General features: G+C 64.3%; 17 protein-coding genes. 12 read left to right on the forward strand and 5 right to left on the reverse strand.

Annotated features, from left to right (window positions below; translation table 11 throughout):
• The first annotated feature begins 308 nt into the window (after positions 1 to 308).
• The 6 genes from EA796_RS06910 to EA796_RS06940 all read left to right on the forward strand — a co-directional run bounded on the left by EA796_RS06910 (position 309) and on the right by EA796_RS06940 (position 3,345).
• On the forward strand, positions 309 to 575 hold the full coding sequence (locus tag EA796_RS06910; RefSeq protein ID WP_147459038.1) for a hypothetical protein: 267 nt from the start codon (positions 309 to 311) through the stop codon (positions 573 to 575).
• A 312-nt stretch (positions 576 to 887) separates the two neighbouring features.
• Entirely contained in the window at positions 888 to 1,376 is a 489-nt protein-coding gene (locus EA796_RS06920) for a TIGR02594 family protein (protein ID WP_122108081.1), read from the forward strand.
• Positions 1,373 to 1,843 (forward strand): DUF2514 family protein, encoded by a 471-nt coding sequence (locus EA796_RS06925; protein WP_122108082.1) that lies wholly within the window; start codon positions 1,373 to 1,375, stop codon positions 1,841 to 1,843. Before EA796_RS06920 ends, EA796_RS06925 begins: the two co-directional genes overlap by 4 nt.
• Positions 1,844 to 2,003: 160 nt before the next feature.
• Positions 2,004 to 2,807 (forward strand): DNA adenine methylase, encoded by an 804-nt coding sequence (locus EA796_RS06930; RefSeq protein WP_122108083.1) that lies wholly within the window; start codon positions 2,004 to 2,006, stop codon positions 2,805 to 2,807.
• A 66-nt stretch (positions 2,808 to 2,873) separates the two neighbouring features.
• A complete protein-coding gene (locus EA796_RS06935) occupies positions 2,874 to 3,074 on the forward strand; it encodes a hypothetical protein (RefSeq protein ID WP_122108084.1) in 201 nt (66 codons plus the stop codon).
• Between the two features lie 4 nt (positions 3,075 to 3,078).
• Positions 3,079 to 3,345, forward strand: coding sequence for a hypothetical protein (locus EA796_RS06940; protein WP_122108085.1), 267 nt, complete (start codon positions 3,079 to 3,081; stop codon positions 3,343 to 3,345).
• A 793-nt stretch (positions 3,346 to 4,138) separates the two neighbouring features.
• On the opposite strand, the gene EA796_RS06945 is transcribed toward EA796_RS06940, so the two are convergent.
• Complete coding sequence (locus tag EA796_RS06945) at positions 4,139 to 4,837, reverse strand: SOS response-associated peptidase family protein (RefSeq protein WP_122108086.1); 699 nt, start codon at positions 4,835 to 4,837, stop codon at positions 4,139 to 4,141.
• Between the two features lie 99 nt (positions 4,838 to 4,936).
• Between EA796_RS06945 and EA796_RS06950 the strand changes: the two genes are divergently transcribed.
• Together EA796_RS06950 and EA796_RS06955 are read left to right on the forward strand one after the other, a co-directional pair.
• On the forward strand, positions 4,937 to 5,374 hold the full coding sequence (locus tag EA796_RS06950; protein WP_122108087.1) for a LexA family transcriptional regulator: 438 nt from the start codon (positions 4,937 to 4,939) through the stop codon (positions 5,372 to 5,374).
• Positions 5,367 to 6,644 (forward strand): Y-family DNA polymerase, encoded by a 1,278-nt coding sequence (locus EA796_RS06955; protein ID WP_122108088.1) that lies wholly within the window; start codon positions 5,367 to 5,369, stop codon positions 6,642 to 6,644. Before EA796_RS06950 ends, EA796_RS06955 begins: the two co-directional genes overlap by 8 nt.
• A gap of 66 nt (positions 6,645 to 6,710) precedes the next feature.
• Here the strand turns inward: EA796_RS06955 and EA796_RS06960 are convergent, their stop codons facing one another.
• The 3 genes from EA796_RS06960 to EA796_RS06970 all read right to left on the reverse strand — a co-directional run bounded on the left by EA796_RS06960 (position 6,711) and on the right by EA796_RS06970 (position 9,368).
• Complete coding sequence (locus EA796_RS06960) at positions 6,711 to 7,625, reverse strand: DUF4760 domain-containing protein (RefSeq protein WP_122108089.1); 915 nt, start codon at positions 7,623 to 7,625, stop codon at positions 6,711 to 6,713.
• 310 nt (positions 7,626 to 7,935) lie between these two features.
• Positions 7,936 to 8,463: an inorganic diphosphatase gene (gene ppa / locus EA796_RS06965; protein WP_017675534.1), complete on the reverse strand. Its 528-nt coding sequence runs from the start codon at positions 8,461 to 8,463 to the stop codon at positions 7,936 to 7,938.
• A gap of 77 nt (positions 8,464 to 8,540) precedes the next feature.
• On the reverse strand, positions 8,541 to 9,368 hold the full coding sequence (locus EA796_RS06970; protein WP_021444771.1) for a zinc-dependent peptidase: 828 nt from the start codon (positions 9,366 to 9,368) through the stop codon (positions 8,541 to 8,543).
• 115 nt (positions 9,369 to 9,483) lie between these two features.
• On the opposite strand from EA796_RS06970, the gene EA796_RS06975 reads away from it, so the two are divergent.
• Positions 9,484 to 11,076 (forward strand): protein kinase, encoded by a 1,593-nt coding sequence (locus EA796_RS06975; protein WP_122108090.1) that lies wholly within the window; start codon positions 9,484 to 9,486, stop codon positions 11,074 to 11,076.
• A 6-nt stretch (positions 11,077 to 11,082) separates the two neighbouring features.
• Here EA796_RS06975 and EA796_RS06980 read toward each other — a convergent pair whose 3' ends face one another.
• Positions 11,083 to 11,538, reverse strand: a complete 456-nt coding sequence (locus EA796_RS06980; RefSeq protein ID WP_021445133.1) for a GNAT family N-acetyltransferase — start codon at positions 11,536 to 11,538, stop codon at positions 11,083 to 11,085.
• Between the two features lie 242 nt (positions 11,539 to 11,780).
• Between EA796_RS06980 and mpl the strand changes: the two genes are divergently transcribed.
• From mpl to EA796_RS06995, 3 genes are read left to right on the forward strand one after another with little or no spacing between them, the layout of a single operon-like run.
• Positions 11,781 to 13,136, forward strand: coding sequence for a UDP-N-acetylmuramate:L-alanyl-gamma-D-glutamyl-meso-diaminopimelate ligase (gene mpl, locus EA796_RS06985; protein ID WP_122108091.1), 1,356 nt, complete (start codon positions 11,781 to 11,783; stop codon positions 13,134 to 13,136).
• Positions 13,137 to 13,766 (forward strand): flavin prenyltransferase UbiX, encoded by a 630-nt coding sequence (gene ubiX, locus EA796_RS06990; RefSeq protein WP_122108092.1) that lies wholly within the window; start codon positions 13,137 to 13,139, stop codon positions 13,764 to 13,766.
• The gene (locus tag EA796_RS06995; protein WP_021445125.1) at positions 13,759 to 14,055 is read left to right on the forward strand and encodes a YceK/YidQ family lipoprotein; all 297 of its coding nucleotides are present in this window, start codon (positions 13,759 to 13,761) and stop codon (positions 14,053 to 14,055) included. The genes ubiX and EA796_RS06995 overlap by 8 nt, the downstream gene beginning before the upstream one ends.
• The last annotated feature ends 4 nt before the right edge of the window (positions 14,056 to 14,059 follow it).

The following is a 14,059-nucleotide window of genomic DNA, read 5'->3' on the forward strand; positions in this document are numbered from 1 at the left end:
CGCGCCTTGCCCGGCTTCGATATGGAGCTTTGCCTTCGGCCGAACCTGGTGTCCGATGTCAACGACCCTGATGGTTATGCCGGTGCGTAGCAAGTCATCTAGTTCCTCTGCCGACATGCGCTGGTCGAATTGGATGTGAATGCTCTCGCCGGGTTTGCGCTCGACTACCAATCCCATTTTTTTGCCTCCATGCACTAGGGTTGTCTGCCTATCGTAGACCATCAGCGATCAGGCGAGATTAGCTAGTGCTTGAAATAACGCTAGGTATCATCCATATCCTTTGTCTCGATCAACCAGAGGGTCAGGCAATGAGCGACTATAAGGATGGATACGAAGCGGGTGGCCAAGACCGCAGCCCGATGGACGCCTTCAGGCTGTCTCAGTATTCAGATAAATTCCGTGTGGGATATGTGATGGGGCATGGTGAGTCTGCCAATGTAGGCACTCCCGCTGAGTATCGCTATTCGCTCATCGGAGAGCTGGCGGCGAAGCTGCGCGTGCCCTGCAGTGATTTCAGGGAAGTCCTGGAGGATGATTTCTACGATGATTTCAAGAGGGGTTATCTGGGCGAGTAAAGCCCGTACCTCTACAAATCCGCTTAGGCCCGCTTCGTGCGGGCTTTTTTGTGCCCCATTGGCGCCTGCCTAGATCGATTCGAGTTTCAGCGCTTCGGCGAGTAGCTGATTAGCGAGCCGCTCCAGCTCCTGCACTACCTGCGCTCCGTCCTCCGGGCGGAATAGCTCGGCGTCAATCAGATCGCTGTCGGTCGGTATTACATCGCGTATCGCTTGTGCGGCTAGCCCAGCAGCAAGCGCTCTCACCCTTGCATTTGCCATTGATTAACCCCCAGCCCGCCAAGCGCGGGCTTTTTATTGCCCGGAGGAAAGATGAGCAGCAACGAACCCAAGTGGGTGATCCAGGCCCGTAAGCACCTCGGCCTGGCCGAAGTGAAAGGCTCCGATCATAACCCCGAGATCCTGCAGATGTGGCGCGACATCAAGCGCGGAGGCATCAAAGATGACGAGACGCCTTGGTGCGCCGCATTCGTGGGGGCAATGCTGGAGCGTGTCGGCATTCGCTCCAGCCGTTTCGAGAGCGCGCGGTCGTACCTCGATTGGGGTCAACTGCTGGCGTTGCCGGTGCCTGGTTGCGTCGTGGTGTTCACCCGCCAGGGCGGTGGCCATATTGGCTTTGCTGTCGGCCGTGACAAGGCCGGCAACCTGCTGGTCTTGGGCGGCAACCAGGCAGACGCGGTGAGCATCAAGGCCTTTCCCGTCTCGCGCGTGACTGGCTATCGCTGGCCGGCAGGCCTGGTGGTGCCGACTGATCCGCTGCCGGTACTGAGCGGCGCGCGAATATCGGAGCGTGAAGCATGATCGGCGCCTTGGCGGATCGAACCGCGGTTCTCGGAGTCGTGGCGGCGCTGGCCTTCTTGGCCGGCTGGAAGGTCAATGGCTGGCGGCTGGGCGAGGGGATCGCGCAGGGCCAGGTCGAGGCCGTGACTACCGTTCGCGTGGTCGAGCGGCAACAACAGAGCGTCGCTGACGCAGAGGGGCAGAAGGGGCATGACGAACTCGAAGAACTGCGGCGTGCTGCTGCTGATGCTGGGGCTGCTGCTGACGGGTTGCGCAAGCAAGCCAGCAGCTTGGCCACCCAGCTCGCTACCTGCAATGCCGGAACTGCCGGCGAGCGCGCGGCAAGGGAAGACGCCGCCGCAGTGCTCGGCAGGGTGTTTAGCGAGATGGAGTCAGAAGGGCGCGCAATGGCAGAAGCTGCTGACCGTGCCCGCGCCGCTGGCCTCACCTGCGAGCGCGTCTATGACGGAGTGAGGAGCGGCGGTTAGCCGTTTCCCTATCAGAAGAGGGCGACCGCCCAGAGTGCGCCAACACCCTGAGCGGTCGCCAGACCGCAGACTAGCCCTGCAAGCCCGGCCAAGGCCCTCGCCTCGTGCACGAAGCGGGGGCAGGCTAACACCTGTTTATCCATACAGTAAAGGCTTGCATATGACCCTACCAGTAATCCCCTGGCTGGGCGGTAAACGCCGCCTGGCCGACCGTCTCATCCCGCTGTTCCCTCCGCACGAGTGCTACGTCGAGGCCTTCGCCGGTGGCGCAGCGCTTTTCTTCATGCGCCCCCAGCCGGCGCCCGTCGAGGTGCTGAACGACGTCAACGGCGACCTGGTGTCGCTGTACCGGGTGATCCAGAACCACCTCGAGGAGTTCGTGCGGCAGTTCAAGTGGGCGCTCAGTTCGCGGCAGGTGTTCGAGTGGCAGAAGATCACCCGCCCGGAGACGCTGACCGATATCCAGCGCGCGGCGCGCTTCTTCTACCTGCAGCACCATGCCTTCGGCGGCAAGGTTGCAGGGCAGACCTTCGGCACCGCCACCACCGGCGCTGCGCCGAACATCCTGCGCATCGAGGAGAACCTCTCCGCGGCGTGGCAGCGGCTGGCCGGGGTGTACGTCGAGAATCTGTCCTGGCTCGATTGCGTGGAGCGTTACGACCGTGCGCACACCTTCCACTACATGGACCCGCCGTACTGGAAAACCGAGGGATATGGCGTGGACTTCCCGTTCGAGCAGTACCTGGCGATGGCCGACTTTATGCGGCGCTCCAAGGGCAGGGTGATGGTGAGCATCAACGACCACCCCGATATCCGTGAGGCGTTCGCCGGCTTCCATATGGAGCGCCTGGACATTCGCTACAGCTGCACCAACCAGCGCAGCAGCACGGCCGAAACGACCGGCGAACTGGTCATCATGAACTGGGAGCCGGCCGCCCTGGGCGGGTTGTTCGATGGGCTTTGAGCCGCTTGCTATGTGTTGGCGCCAGAGCGTTACTGGTGGCAACGGAAACCATCAAGGAGCGTCACCATGAACCTGCACGAGCACCTGCAACCGCTGCCGACCGAGCTGCTCAAGGCTATGGCGAAAGGCGAAGTGGATGCGCAGGCTGTGGCCGCCCAGCTGATGGTGGGCCGCGGGCTTGATCGCGAGGGGAGGTGGGTAGGCTTCGAGCAGGCCGCTGCAGCATGGGGTGGGGTAGACTGCGGTCTTTCTTCCTCGCAGGGGTAGTGGCGTGCTGGTAATCCGAGTGAGCGGCAAGCGGCCGATCAAGCTAGAACGCAAGCTTAGCGAGACCGGTGGCTGGGGGCTGTGGGACTTCCACCGTGCGGAAAGCTCTTACACCCTCGGCGTGAAGACGCACCGCTTGGCGCGCATCAAACCGGCTGAGCCGGCAGCAGGTAAGCCTGTCGAGCTGTTCATCATGCGCGAAGCGTCGGCGCCGGAGGCTGAGTGGATCTCGTTCGGCGAGGGCGTCGCGGCTTACGAGTCCGACAGCTGAGGCTGTGTTCAAAAGAAAACGGGCGCCGCAAGGGCGCCCTCAGTTAGCTGGTCAAAAGTAACTGCACCAGCAGTTGAAGCAACCGCAGCATTTCAATCAGCAACGCAACGATCTGCGATGGCATACACGTCCTCCTGGGTCCAACAGCGATGGCCGGATGTTGGTGAGGCGTTTTGCACGTGCTAATGTTCTCTTGCAAGTACGCACTAGCAATGCAAACGCATGCGGGGCTGGTAGTCCAGATTCTCCATTGCCGCTGCAGTCTAGTCAGAGCCGAGAGGGTGGCTGCCCTCTCGGCTTTTTCTTTTCTGCATCACCGTGAAGTCTGATGTCCTGATTGTCAGGCTTTTAATTTTTGGGTGCCTATGTCACTCGTCGGGTCGCCATTTTTTAGAAAGGATACATCGCTTTCAGATTTTGCAAACGGAAGGTCTGCCCGCCCGAGTTCACGACATCTGAACCCGCTGAATTTCCCGACCTTCTTCCCAGCGTGCCTGCCCGTACACCCGGTGCTTTTGGTCAATGATTGCTGGCGGTGCGCCCTCGACGCCACCGCGGCTAAGCTGCGTCGGCCAGGTGCTGTTGTGAATCGAGCGGTAGGAGGCGCAGCGGGACAGGGCGGTTGGCTCGATCCGGCCAAGTAGTTCCGGGTTGTACCCGCGCCTGTGGTTACGGGGTAGGCCTTGAAGTCCTCGCGGCTGATGGCGATCAGCGTCGTCCACCTGCTTGCAGTTCGCCAAGACTCGTCGGCATTGGGGAGTGAGTGGATATCCTTTGGCTCGGGTGTTGCCTCTTATGAGTCTGATAGCTGAGGCTGTATGAGCTTCGGTCCCTGATTCCGCACATTCCCCACCGCCCGATCGACCGAGTGCCACTCGAAGTCTTCGGCCGGTCGGCCCTGGTGCAGCAGTATCTGCTCGGCGCGGTGGGTGGTGGTGGCTTCGTCCACCCACTCGCGGGCCAGCTCAGGGCTGAGCACCACGGGCCGGCGGTCGTGCACGTCTACCATGCCGCCCTCGGCGTCGGCGGTGATGATCACGAAGCCGTCGCCTTCCTGGCTCACCCCGCCGGCGGGTGGTAGCTGACCGATGGCCGCGAAGAACAGCGGGTCGCCGCTGCGCAGCCTGATGTAGTAGGGCTGCTTGAGTTTCGGGTTGTCTTCTTCCTTCACCCATTCATACCAGCCGTCGGCCGCGACCAGCGCGCGGTGCGGCCAGATCTGCCTGAAGAAGTTGCCGGTGGCGACCTTCTCGACCCGGGCATTGATCGGCGGCGGCATCTTCCCTCGCGCCCAGTGCGGCGCCCATCCCCACCTCACCTCTGCCACCACCAGGTGGCCGCCTGTGCTGTGCAGCAGCTGCACTTGGGTGCTCGGCGCCACGTTGTAGCGCTGTATCGCCTCGGCCTCCCAGCCGCCGATCACATCCTGCTCGCTGTCCAGCTCGCGCAGGTAGTCGCGCATGCCCCGGTACTGGGCGAACCTTCCGCACATCTCCTCGTCCTCCTGTCGCTCGCCATCAGCATGGCATTGACGCTGTGCGTGTCAATGCAAATACTGTGTGCATACACAGTATTGCTTTAGGTAATAGCCTTGGCCAGCGTCAGCATCCTCGGTCCCGTCGCCCCCGGCGGCGCCGAAATTCCCTACTTCCTCCCCAGCGTGCCGGCCGGCTTCCCGAGCCCGGCCCAGGATCACCTTGAGCAGCGCATCTCCCTCGACGAGTTGTTCGGTCTGCATCGACCGCAGATCTACCTGGTGCGCGTGGGCGGCGACAGCCTGAAGGGGCTGGGCATTCTCGACGGCGACCTGGTGCTGGTGGACAAGGCGCTGAAGGCGCGCCGCGGCGACGTGGTGGTGGCGTGCGTGAACGGCGAGCCGCTGCTGAAGATCCTCGAGGGCGACCAGCACCAGGTGATTCTGCTCTCGGCCAACCCGCAGTACCCGCCGCGCTACGTGCTCGAGGCCGAGGAGTTCCAGGTGTGGGGCGTGTTCATCGGCCTGTGCCGGCAGGGCCGCCACTGTGGCTGAGCACGTGTTCGCGCTGATCGACTGCAACGCCTTCTACTGCAGCTGCGAGCGGGTGTTTCGGCCGGAACTGGTGCGCACGCCCATCGTGGTGCTGAGCAACAACGACGGCTGCGTGGTGAGCAGAACGGCCGAGGCCAAGGCGCTGGGCGTGCCGATGGGTGTGCCGTGGTTCCAGATCCGCAAGGAGTTCGAGGCGGCCGGCGGCGTGGCGTTCAGCTCCAACTATGCGCTGTACGGCGACATGAGCGAGCGGGTGATGACGGTGATCGAGGGCCTGGTGCCGGCGTTGGAGGTGTACAGCATCGACGAAGGGTTCGCCGAGCTGACTGGCATGGTCGGCGACCTCGATGCACTCGGCCGCGAGATCCGCGCCCAGGTGCTTGCGTGCACCGGTATCCCCACTGGCGTCGGCATCGGGCCGACCAAGACCCTGGCGAAGCTGGCGAACTACGCGGCGAAGCGCTGGCAGAAGCAAACGGGCGGGGTGGTCGATATCCGCGACCCTGATCGGCGCGCCAAGCTGCTGGCCGCTACGCCGGTGGGCGAGGTGTGGGGTGTTGGCCGCCGGTTGACCGCCAGGCTGGCCGACATGAACATCAAGACGGCTGCCGACTTGGCAGCGGCCGATGCCTGGACCCTGCGCAAGCAGTTCAGCGTGGTGCTAGAGAAGACGGCGCGCGAGCTGCGCGGCATCGCCTGCCTCGAGCTAGACGGCGAGGCGCCGCCGAAGCAGGAGATCTGCTGCAGCCGGATGTTCGGCAAGCGCCTGCACGAGCTGCCGCCGATCCGCGAGGCGGTGGCTACCTACGCCGCCCGGGCCTGCGAGAAACTGCGCGCCCAGGGTTCGGTGTGCAAGCGGGTGCGGGTGAGCATCCGCACTGGCATGTTCAACCCGGATGAACCCAAGTTCGCCCGCGGTGTGCTGTGCGAGCTGCCGTACCCGAGCGACGATACCCGGCTGATCACCCAGGCGGCGCTGGCCGGCCTGGAGCAGGTGTATCGGCCAGGCTTCGCCTTCAGCAAGGCCGAGGTGCTGCTGCTCGACCTGTGCCAGCGCGGGGAGTACACAGACGACCTGTTCGCCCCTGTCCAGCCGGAGTCATCGCAGAAGGTGATGGCGGTGCTGGATGCAGTGAACGCGAAGTGGGGGAGAGGAACGCTGCGCCCGGGGGGGGTGCCGCCGACGCCGGGGTGGGGGATGAGGCGGGAGATGATGAGTCGGAGTTTTACGACTAGCGTGGCTGCTCTTTGGAGTGTCGAAGCCAAATAGTGCGTTAAGTTCGAGAGTCGGCGGCAGAGTCGATATAGGTCCTGCCGCCAACGTCAGTTCAATAGATCAGCTGTGCTCGGGGTTGTCGTTATCCTCGCAATCACCCCTCTTTTTGGCTTGTAAGATTTTCTGAAGGGCTTCGCTAGCGGGGTAGAAGGGGCCCAGTGCTGCTCCATCGGGATTCGAGCGATATCGTTCTACGATAGATTCATTGTTCCATCGTTTTGAGAGGAAAATTATTCCCTCAAAGCAGGCTGGGTCGCCCTTCTGCGCCTCTATTATTATATAAAAGCAGCGGCGTTCTACTCCCTTGAGTATGCCAGAGAAGCACTCTTTGAGAAGTTTCTCATCTAGGTCTCTGCACTTTATTCCCTGTGCTAGGAACTCAAAATAATTCAGTACGTAGACTGAGCCATTAATGGAGTCGTTGAGGTCGTCAGGTACATCAATATACCTAAATTCCTCCTTGTTCGGGCTGAAGCGCCACTCGGCAAGCTCTGGTGGGACTACGTTGGCACGGTAGTGCTTAGCGCTCTTTCTGGTCTGCTCTTGATACTCGGAACTCGTTCGGGACGCCATGATTATATTTAGGGTGTGAGTTCGTCGAGCATTGGCGGCTGTTGAAATGGCTTGAATCCACCATCCCATTCCAACGAATACAGCCGTGACAAGAATTGATAGCGAAGATTGATAGTTTGGCTGGTAGCGCAGAATAATGTAGCTGGAAACTATCACTGTCCAGACGATAGCGGCGAATAGAGGAAGCATTTCCGCTGTGTCAGGGAAGCGAATATGGATAAATTCGTAGGCGGATAGAACGAATAGTGTTGCGCCGGCTGCGACAATAATGGCGTCAACTATTCCCATGCTAAATGGGAGGGGGTCGGTTATCAGGTAAGTGAAAGACAGCCTAAAAATGATGCTCAGAATAAAGGCTGTGAATGATGCGCCGATCTTGAAGTTGTTAAAGTACTTTTCCATGTGCTTCCTCTGGACATTAAAAAAGGCCCTTCAAGGGCCTTTTTCGTAAAGGCTAATCAGCCTTCACCTACACCAATATTGAATACCATTATGTTCACCTCCTAGGTCGCTGATGAGGATCTTCAAACGCTACGGTTCTACGGTTTCGGCTCTGTGAAGCTTTCTTACCGATAATCTTTAGGTCTGCTGAGCAGCTGCGTCAAGTGCCTTTTGTACCAAATCCTGTACCAATCACAGGTAGCTAAGGGGGCTAGAGGGGGCTGAAACCTGCACGGATCCTAACACACCTCCCGCTGAGCCCCCCAAAAAACTATTTTTGGTAAGCCGCGACTGCCTTGTTGATCAGGCCGCGGGCCTCTTCGGCGCCGCCCCAGCCTTCGACCTTGACCCACTTGCCCTTCTCCAGATCCTTGTAGTTCTCGAAGAAGTGCTTGATCTGCTCGATCAGCAGGGCCGGCAGGTCGGTGTATTCCTGAACGTCCTTGTACAGCACGGTCAGCTTGTCGTGCGGTACCGCGACCAGCTTGGCGTCGCCGCCGGCTTCGTCGCTCATGTGCAGCACGCCGACCGGACGGGCGCGGATCACCGAACCCGGCGCCACCGGGTAGGGGGTCACGACCAGCACGTCCAGCGGGTCGCCGTCGTCGGCCAGGGTGTGCGGGATGAAGCCGTAGTTGGCCGGGTAGAACATCGGCGTGGCCATGAAACGGTCGACCATCAGGCAATCGCTGTCGTGGTCGATTTCGTATTTGATCGGCGCGTGGTTGGCCGGGATCTCGATGGCAACGTAGATGTCGTTCGGCAGGTCTTTGCCAGCCGGGATCTTGCTGTAGCTCATGGGGGAACTCCCAGGGAGGGCCAAAAAAGTGGGGCGGATTATAGGCACATTCGCACGGGGTGACTACGCCGGCTTACTCAGCCATTGGTCGCGTTTGTCGCCATCCGGTAGTCGGGGTGCTCGGCCTGCAGCCGCTGCAGGCGGGCCAGGCTGTCCTGGCGGTAGAACAGCGCCAGTTGTCGGTAAACCGCAGGGAAGGCTTCGGCCAGCAGGTCCGGGGCGCTGAAGAAGTATTCGCTGGTCACCGCGAAGAACTCCGCCGGGTCCTCCGCGGCGTAGGGATCGATGGCGGTTTCGGCGTCGGGATCGGCGTCCAGTTCGGCGTTGAGCGCGTCAAAGGCACTCTGCATGGCCTGCGCCCAGTCCTGCACGCGCATGTCGCGATGCAGCGGCGGCAGGCCGTTGGCGCCGCCGTCGAGCATGTCCAGCTTGTGCGCCAGTTCGTGGATCACCAGGTTGTAGCCCTCCCAGCCGCCGCTGGCCTCGACCCCGGGCCAGGCGAGTATCACCGGGCCCTGCTGCCAGGCCTCGCCGCTGCGGGCGTCGTCCCATTCGTGCTCGACCCCGGCGGCGTCGCGGTGGCGCTGCGGGCTGAGGAAGTCGTCGGGGTACAGCACGATCTCGTGAAAGCCGCGGTACCAGTCCTGCTCGCCCAGGTGCAGCAGCGGCAGCTGCGCCTGCGCGGCCAGCAGCAGGCGCTCGACCGCGCCCAGCTCGACGCCGGGCAGGGCGGTCAGGCGCTTGCTGGCGAGAAACAGCGCGGCGCGCTCGCGCAGGCGCTGCAATTCCGCCTCGTCCAGGCCGTCGAGGATCGGCAGGCGACGGCGCACCTCGGCCCAGTGGGCCGGGTCGATCGGGTTGCGTTCGAGGGTGCGCTGGCGGCGCCAGGCCTTGAAGGACCACATGCTGAAAGGCTCGCAGGGAAGATGCGGCCACCTTAAGCGCCGCGGGCGCCTGCCACAAGTCGGCATAAAGCCTGCAACGACCGGGCAGGATGCTGCTTGCGCAGGAGGGCCGGCCATGACGCTGCAACTGCTCGAACACCCCACGCTCAGCCTGGCCCTCGGCACCGGGCTGGACTTGCCGCAGCAGGCGGCGCGGGCCCGAGCCATGTGGCTGGCCGGACGCCAGGGGCGGCCGCCGCTGCTGCTGGTGGCGCTGCTTTGGGCGCGCCATTGCCCCGATGTGGTGCAAAGCCTGGAGCAGTATCTCGATGCTCTGTTCGCCGACTACCGCTGCACGCCGGAGGGCTGGAGCGAGACCCAGGCCGCGCGCCAGGTGCTGGCGGCGCTCAATCTGCAGCTGTTTCGCCGGCGCCAGGCCGGGCAGGGCATCGCCGAGCTGTATGCCGGACTGCTGCTGGTGCAGGGCGACGCGTTGCAGTTCCTCCAGGCCGGCAGCATCGGCCTGGCGCGAGTGCACGGCGCCGGCGTGCAGACGCTGGTCGGCCGCGACGGCATGGCCCTGGGCGCTCAGGCCGAGCTGGCGCTGGTGCAGCACGGCCTGACGCTGCGCACGGACGAGCTGTTGCTGCTGGCGCCGCAGCCGCTGCTCGCGGTCGGCGACCTGCAGCCGCTGTGCCAGGGCGTCGGGACGCTCGACGGCGCGGGCCTGGGTCAGGCACTGCGACCGCTGCTGCAGGCGCCGGGGGCGGCGGTGCTGCTCTGTCCGGGGGCCGGTGGCGGCTTGCCGCCGACGCCGGTGACGCCGCAGCGTACGGCGCTGGTCGATGTCGCACCCGGCCTGCAGGTCGACGGCTGGACGCTGCTGCGCGGCTGCCCCTACGGCCCGCCGGGCCGGTTGTTCCTGGCTCGCGACGAGGCCGGGCGCGAGGCGCTGCTGTGGTTCGCCGAGCGCGACGCCGACGAGGCTTTCTGGCAGCGCGAATGGGCCCTGCGCCGCAGCCCGCAGCGCGCCCTGGCGCAGGTGCTGTCGCCGCTGCGCGCGCGCAGCCATGCCTACCTGGCGCTGGCCGCGCCGCCGCCCGGCATGCGCAGCCTGGTGGATTGGGCGGCGGCTCATGGCGCGCCGGATGCGCAGACCCTGTTGACCCTGCTGACGCAACTGATCGGCGCCGTGCGCGCGCTGCAGCGCCGCGGCATGCAGGGGCTGTGGCTGAACCCCAGGCAGATCCTGCTCGGCGACGACGGGCGGTTGCTGTTGCTGGCGGAACACGCCGCCATCCTGCCGGGCGTGGCGCGCCAGCCGCTGCCGGCACAGGCGGTGCCGCTGGCGCCGGAACTGCGCGCTGGGCGGGCGGTGGATGGCCGCGCCGATCAACTGGCGCTGGCGGCGCTGGCCTACTGGCTGCTGTGCGGGCAATGGCCGGAGGTGGCGCGCAGCGAGGTCGGCCCCGGCCATTGCTACGTGCCGCTGGCGCATTTCTCCGTGCGCATTCCGCCGGGCTGGGATGGTGTGCTGGCGCGCGCCCTGGCGCCGCAGCCGCAGGCGCGCTTCGAGGCGCTGTCGGAGTTGCAGCAGGCGTTGCAGCAGCCGCTCGATCGCCGCCGCAGCGCGCGGCGTTCGCGTCCGCCGCTGCGCCCGGCGCGCCTAGCGTTGCTGGGGCTGTTTGCCCTGCCGCTGCTGCTGGGTCTGCTGCTCAGCCTGGGCTGAGGTGGCTCAGTCGGCGTTGATCGGCAGCACGTAGTTCTTGAACTGCTCGTCCTCGACGAAGCCGATGGACTCGTAGACCTTCTGCGCCACCTCGTTGTCGCGGCTGGTGGCCACGCGCATGCGTACGGCGTTGGTGTCCTTGGCCATCTTCTTCGCGGTCTGCAGCAGGCGGTCGGCCACCAGTTGGCGGCGGGCGTCCTCGGCGACATAGATGTCGTTGAGAATCCACACGCGCTTGAGCGACAGCGACGAATAGCTGGGGTAGAGCTGGCAGAAACCGAGCAGCTTGTCCTCGTCGTCGGCCAGGGCCAGGTAGATCACCGATTCCTTGCGGCGCAGGCGCTTTTCGAGGAACTTGCGCGACGACTCGGGGAAGGGCAGTTCGTTGTAGAACTCGCGGTATTTGACGAACAGCGGGGTCAGCAGGTCCAGGTGCTCCAGGGTGGCTTGGACGATGCGCATGGCGGGCCTCGACTTCTGTGATTGGACTGGAGTGACGATGCAGCTGTTGTGCCAGTAGGCCAGGCGATGCTGCCTCAAAGCCAGTTGAAAGCGCAATCCAAGCAAGCGTTTGATTTTTCGCTGCGGAGCAACTTGGTCTTCGCGCCTCGGTCTGAACAGGGCGCAGCAGTCGCCCGGCGGGCGCTGTGCTAACCTGCCGCCATCGCGTCCAGGCCCGGTGTGGCCATCTTCAGAGGGCATTCATGCATATCCATATTCTCGGCATCTGCGGCACCTTTATGGGCTCGCTGGCCGTTCTGGCCAAGGAACTCGGCCACCGCGTCACCGGCTCCGACGCCAACGTCTACCCGCCCATGAGCACCCAACTCGAAGCCCAGGGCATCGAATTGATGCAGGGCTATGATCCGGCGCACCTGCAGCCGGCGCCCGATCTGGTGGTGGTGGGCAATGCCATGAGCCGCGGCAATCCGGCGGTGGAATATGTGCTGAACCAGGGGCTGCCCTACGTTTCCGGCCCGCAGTGGCTGGCCGATCACGTGCTGCAGGGGCGCTGGGTGTTGGCGGTGGCCGGTACCCACGGCAAGACCAGCAGTTCCAGCATGCTGGCCTGGGTGCTGGAACATGCCGGCATGAGCCCGGGCTTTCTGATCGGCGGCGTGCCGCAGAATTTCGGTATTTCCGCGCGCCTGGGCGGCACGCCGTTCTTCGTGGTCGAGGCCGACGAGTACGACAGCGCCTTCTTCGACAAGCGCAGCAAGTTCGTCCACTACCGCCCGCGCACCGCAATCCTCAACAACCTGGAGTACGATCACGCGGATATCTTCCCCGATCTGGCGGCCATCGAACGGCAGTTCCATCATCTGGTGCGGACCATTCCCGGCGAGGGGCTGGTGATCTATCCGGCCGGCGAAAGCGCGCTGGCGCGGGTGATCGAGATGGGCTGCTGGACGCCCGTGCAGACCACAGGCAAAGGCGGCCAGTGGCAGGCGCGCCTGCTCGCCGCCGACGGTTCGCGCTTCGAGGTGAGCTTCGATGGCAAGGTCGAGGGCGTGGTGTATTGGCAACTGACCGGCCAGCACAACGTCGCCAATGCCCTGGCCGTATTGGCCGCGGCACGTCACGTCGGCGTGGTGCCGGCGCTGGGTATCGAGGCGCTGGGCCGGTTCGTCAACGCCAAGCGGCGCATGGAGAAAGTCGCCGAAGTGGGTGGCGTGACCGTCTTCGACGACTTCGCCCACCACCCGACCGCCATCGCCACCACCCTCGACGGCCTGCGCAAGCGCGTGGGGGACGAGACCCAGGTGATCGCGGTGATCGAGCCGCGCTCCAACTCCATGAAACTCGGTGCCCATCGCGACGGCCTGGCCGAGTCCGCCGAGCAGGCCGACGCGGTGTTCTGGTACGCGCCGCCGAACCTGGGCTGGGATCTGGCCGCCAGCGTGGCGCAGGCGCGTAACCCGACCCGCGTATGCGACTCGCTGGAGTCGATCATCGACGGTGTCAAAGCATTGGTGCGCCCCGGCACCCAGGTAGTGATCATGAGCAACGGCGGCTTCGGCGGCCTGCACGGCAAACTGGCCAAGGCCCTGGAGGGATAGATGTCAGGCCCCGAACGCATCACCCTGGCGATGACCGGCGCCTCCGGCGCGCAATACGGCCTGCGCCTGCTCGACTGCCTGGTGCAGGAGGAGCGCGAGGTGTACTTTCTGATCTCCAAGGCCGCGCAGTTGGTGATGGCCACCGAGACCGACGTGGCGCTGCCGGCCAAGCCGCAGGCCATGGCCCAGTTCCTCACCGAGTACACCGGCGCCGCGCCGGGGCAGATCCGCGTCTACGGCAAGGAGGACTGGCTGGCGCCAGCGGCCTCCGGCTCCGGTGCGCCGACCGCCATGGTGGTGGTGCCGTGCAGCACCGGCACCCTGTCGGCCATCGCCAGCGGCGCCTGCAACAACCTGATCGAGCGCGCCGCCGACGTGGCCTTGAAGGAGCGCCGCCAGCTGATCCTGGTGCCGCGCGAGGCGCCGTATTCGAGTATCCACCTGGAGAACATGCTCAAGCTGTCGAACCTGGGCGTGACCATATTGCCGGCCTCGCCCGGTTTCTATCACCAGCCGCAGACCCTCGACGATCTGGTGGACTTCGTCGTCGCGCGCATCCTCAACTGCCTGGGCATACCCCAGGACATGCTGCCGCGCTGGGGCGAGCATCACCTGGTGTCGGATGACTAGCGCCCTGCGCCTGAGCGTCTTCGCTCTGGCGTTGCTGAGCCTGACCGGCTGCGCCACGGTGCGCACCCTGGATGCGGCCAAGGTCGATGCGCCGGTGGTCTATGCCGGCACGCGGCTGGACTGGTATGCCATCAATGGAGGGTGCTGCCCGCTGGACCGCTTCGGCGCCGAGGCGCCGCGTTACCCGGGGCTGGACCTGCCGGCCAGCGCGCTGCTCGATACCCTGCTGCTGCCGTTCTCCCTGGCCACCGCGCTGGGGATCAGCCTGGGCGTCAGCGGCGGGCTGTAGGGCC

The sequence above is a fragment of the Pseudomonas sp. AOB-7 genome (genome assembly GCF_003696305.1).
In the GTDB taxonomy this organism is placed as follows: Bacteria; Pseudomonadota; Gammaproteobacteria; order Pseudomonadales; family Pseudomonadaceae; genus Aquipseudomonas.

Bases quoted from the DNA above. Each gene is read 5' to 3' on its own strand.
- EA796_RS06925 (WP_122108082.1), top strand. From the start codon at position 1,373: ATGATCGGCGCCTTGGCGGATCGAACCGCGGTTCTCGGAGTCGTGGCG.
- EA796_RS06980 (WP_021445133.1), bottom strand. From the start codon at position 11,538: ATGCGCATCGTCCAAGCCACCCTGGAGCACCTGGACCTGCTGACCCCG.
- ubiX (WP_122108092.1), top strand. From the start codon at position 13,137: ATGTCAGGCCCCGAACGCATCACCCTGGCGATGACCGGCGCCTCCGGC.
- EA796_RS06920 (WP_122108081.1), top strand. From the start codon at position 888: ATGAGCAGCAACGAACCCAAGTGGGTGATCCAGGCCCGTAAGCACCTC.
- EA796_RS06970 (WP_021444771.1), bottom strand. From the start codon at position 9,368: ATGTGGTCCTTCAAGGCCTGGCGCCGCCAGCGCACCCTCGAACGCAAC.
- ppa (WP_017675534.1), bottom strand. From the start codon at position 8,463: ATGAGCTACAGCAAGATCCCGGCTGGCAAAGACCTGCCGAACGACATC.
- EA796_RS06960 (WP_122108089.1), bottom strand. From the start codon at position 7,625: ATGGAAAAGTACTTTAACAACTTCAAGATCGGCGCATCATTCACAGCC.
- EA796_RS06930 (WP_122108083.1), top strand. From the start codon at position 2,004: ATGACCCTACCAGTAATCCCCTGGCTGGGCGGTAAACGCCGCCTGGCC.
- EA796_RS06935 (WP_122108084.1), top strand. From the start codon at position 2,874: ATGAACCTGCACGAGCACCTGCAACCGCTGCCGACCGAGCTGCTCAAG.
- EA796_RS06945 (WP_122108086.1), bottom strand. From the start codon at position 4,837: ATGTGCGGAAGGTTCGCCCAGTACCGGGGCATGCGCGACTACCTGCGC.
- EA796_RS06910 (WP_147459038.1), top strand. From the start codon at position 309: ATGAGCGACTATAAGGATGGATACGAAGCGGGTGGCCAAGACCGCAGC.
- EA796_RS06975 (WP_122108090.1), top strand. From the start codon at position 9,484: ATGACGCTGCAACTGCTCGAACACCCCACGCTCAGCCTGGCCCTCGGC.
- EA796_RS06995 (WP_021445125.1), top strand. From the start codon at position 13,759: ATGACTAGCGCCCTGCGCCTGAGCGTCTTCGCTCTGGCGTTGCTGAGC.
- mpl (WP_122108091.1), top strand. From the start codon at position 11,781: ATGCATATCCATATTCTCGGCATCTGCGGCACCTTTATGGGCTCGCTG.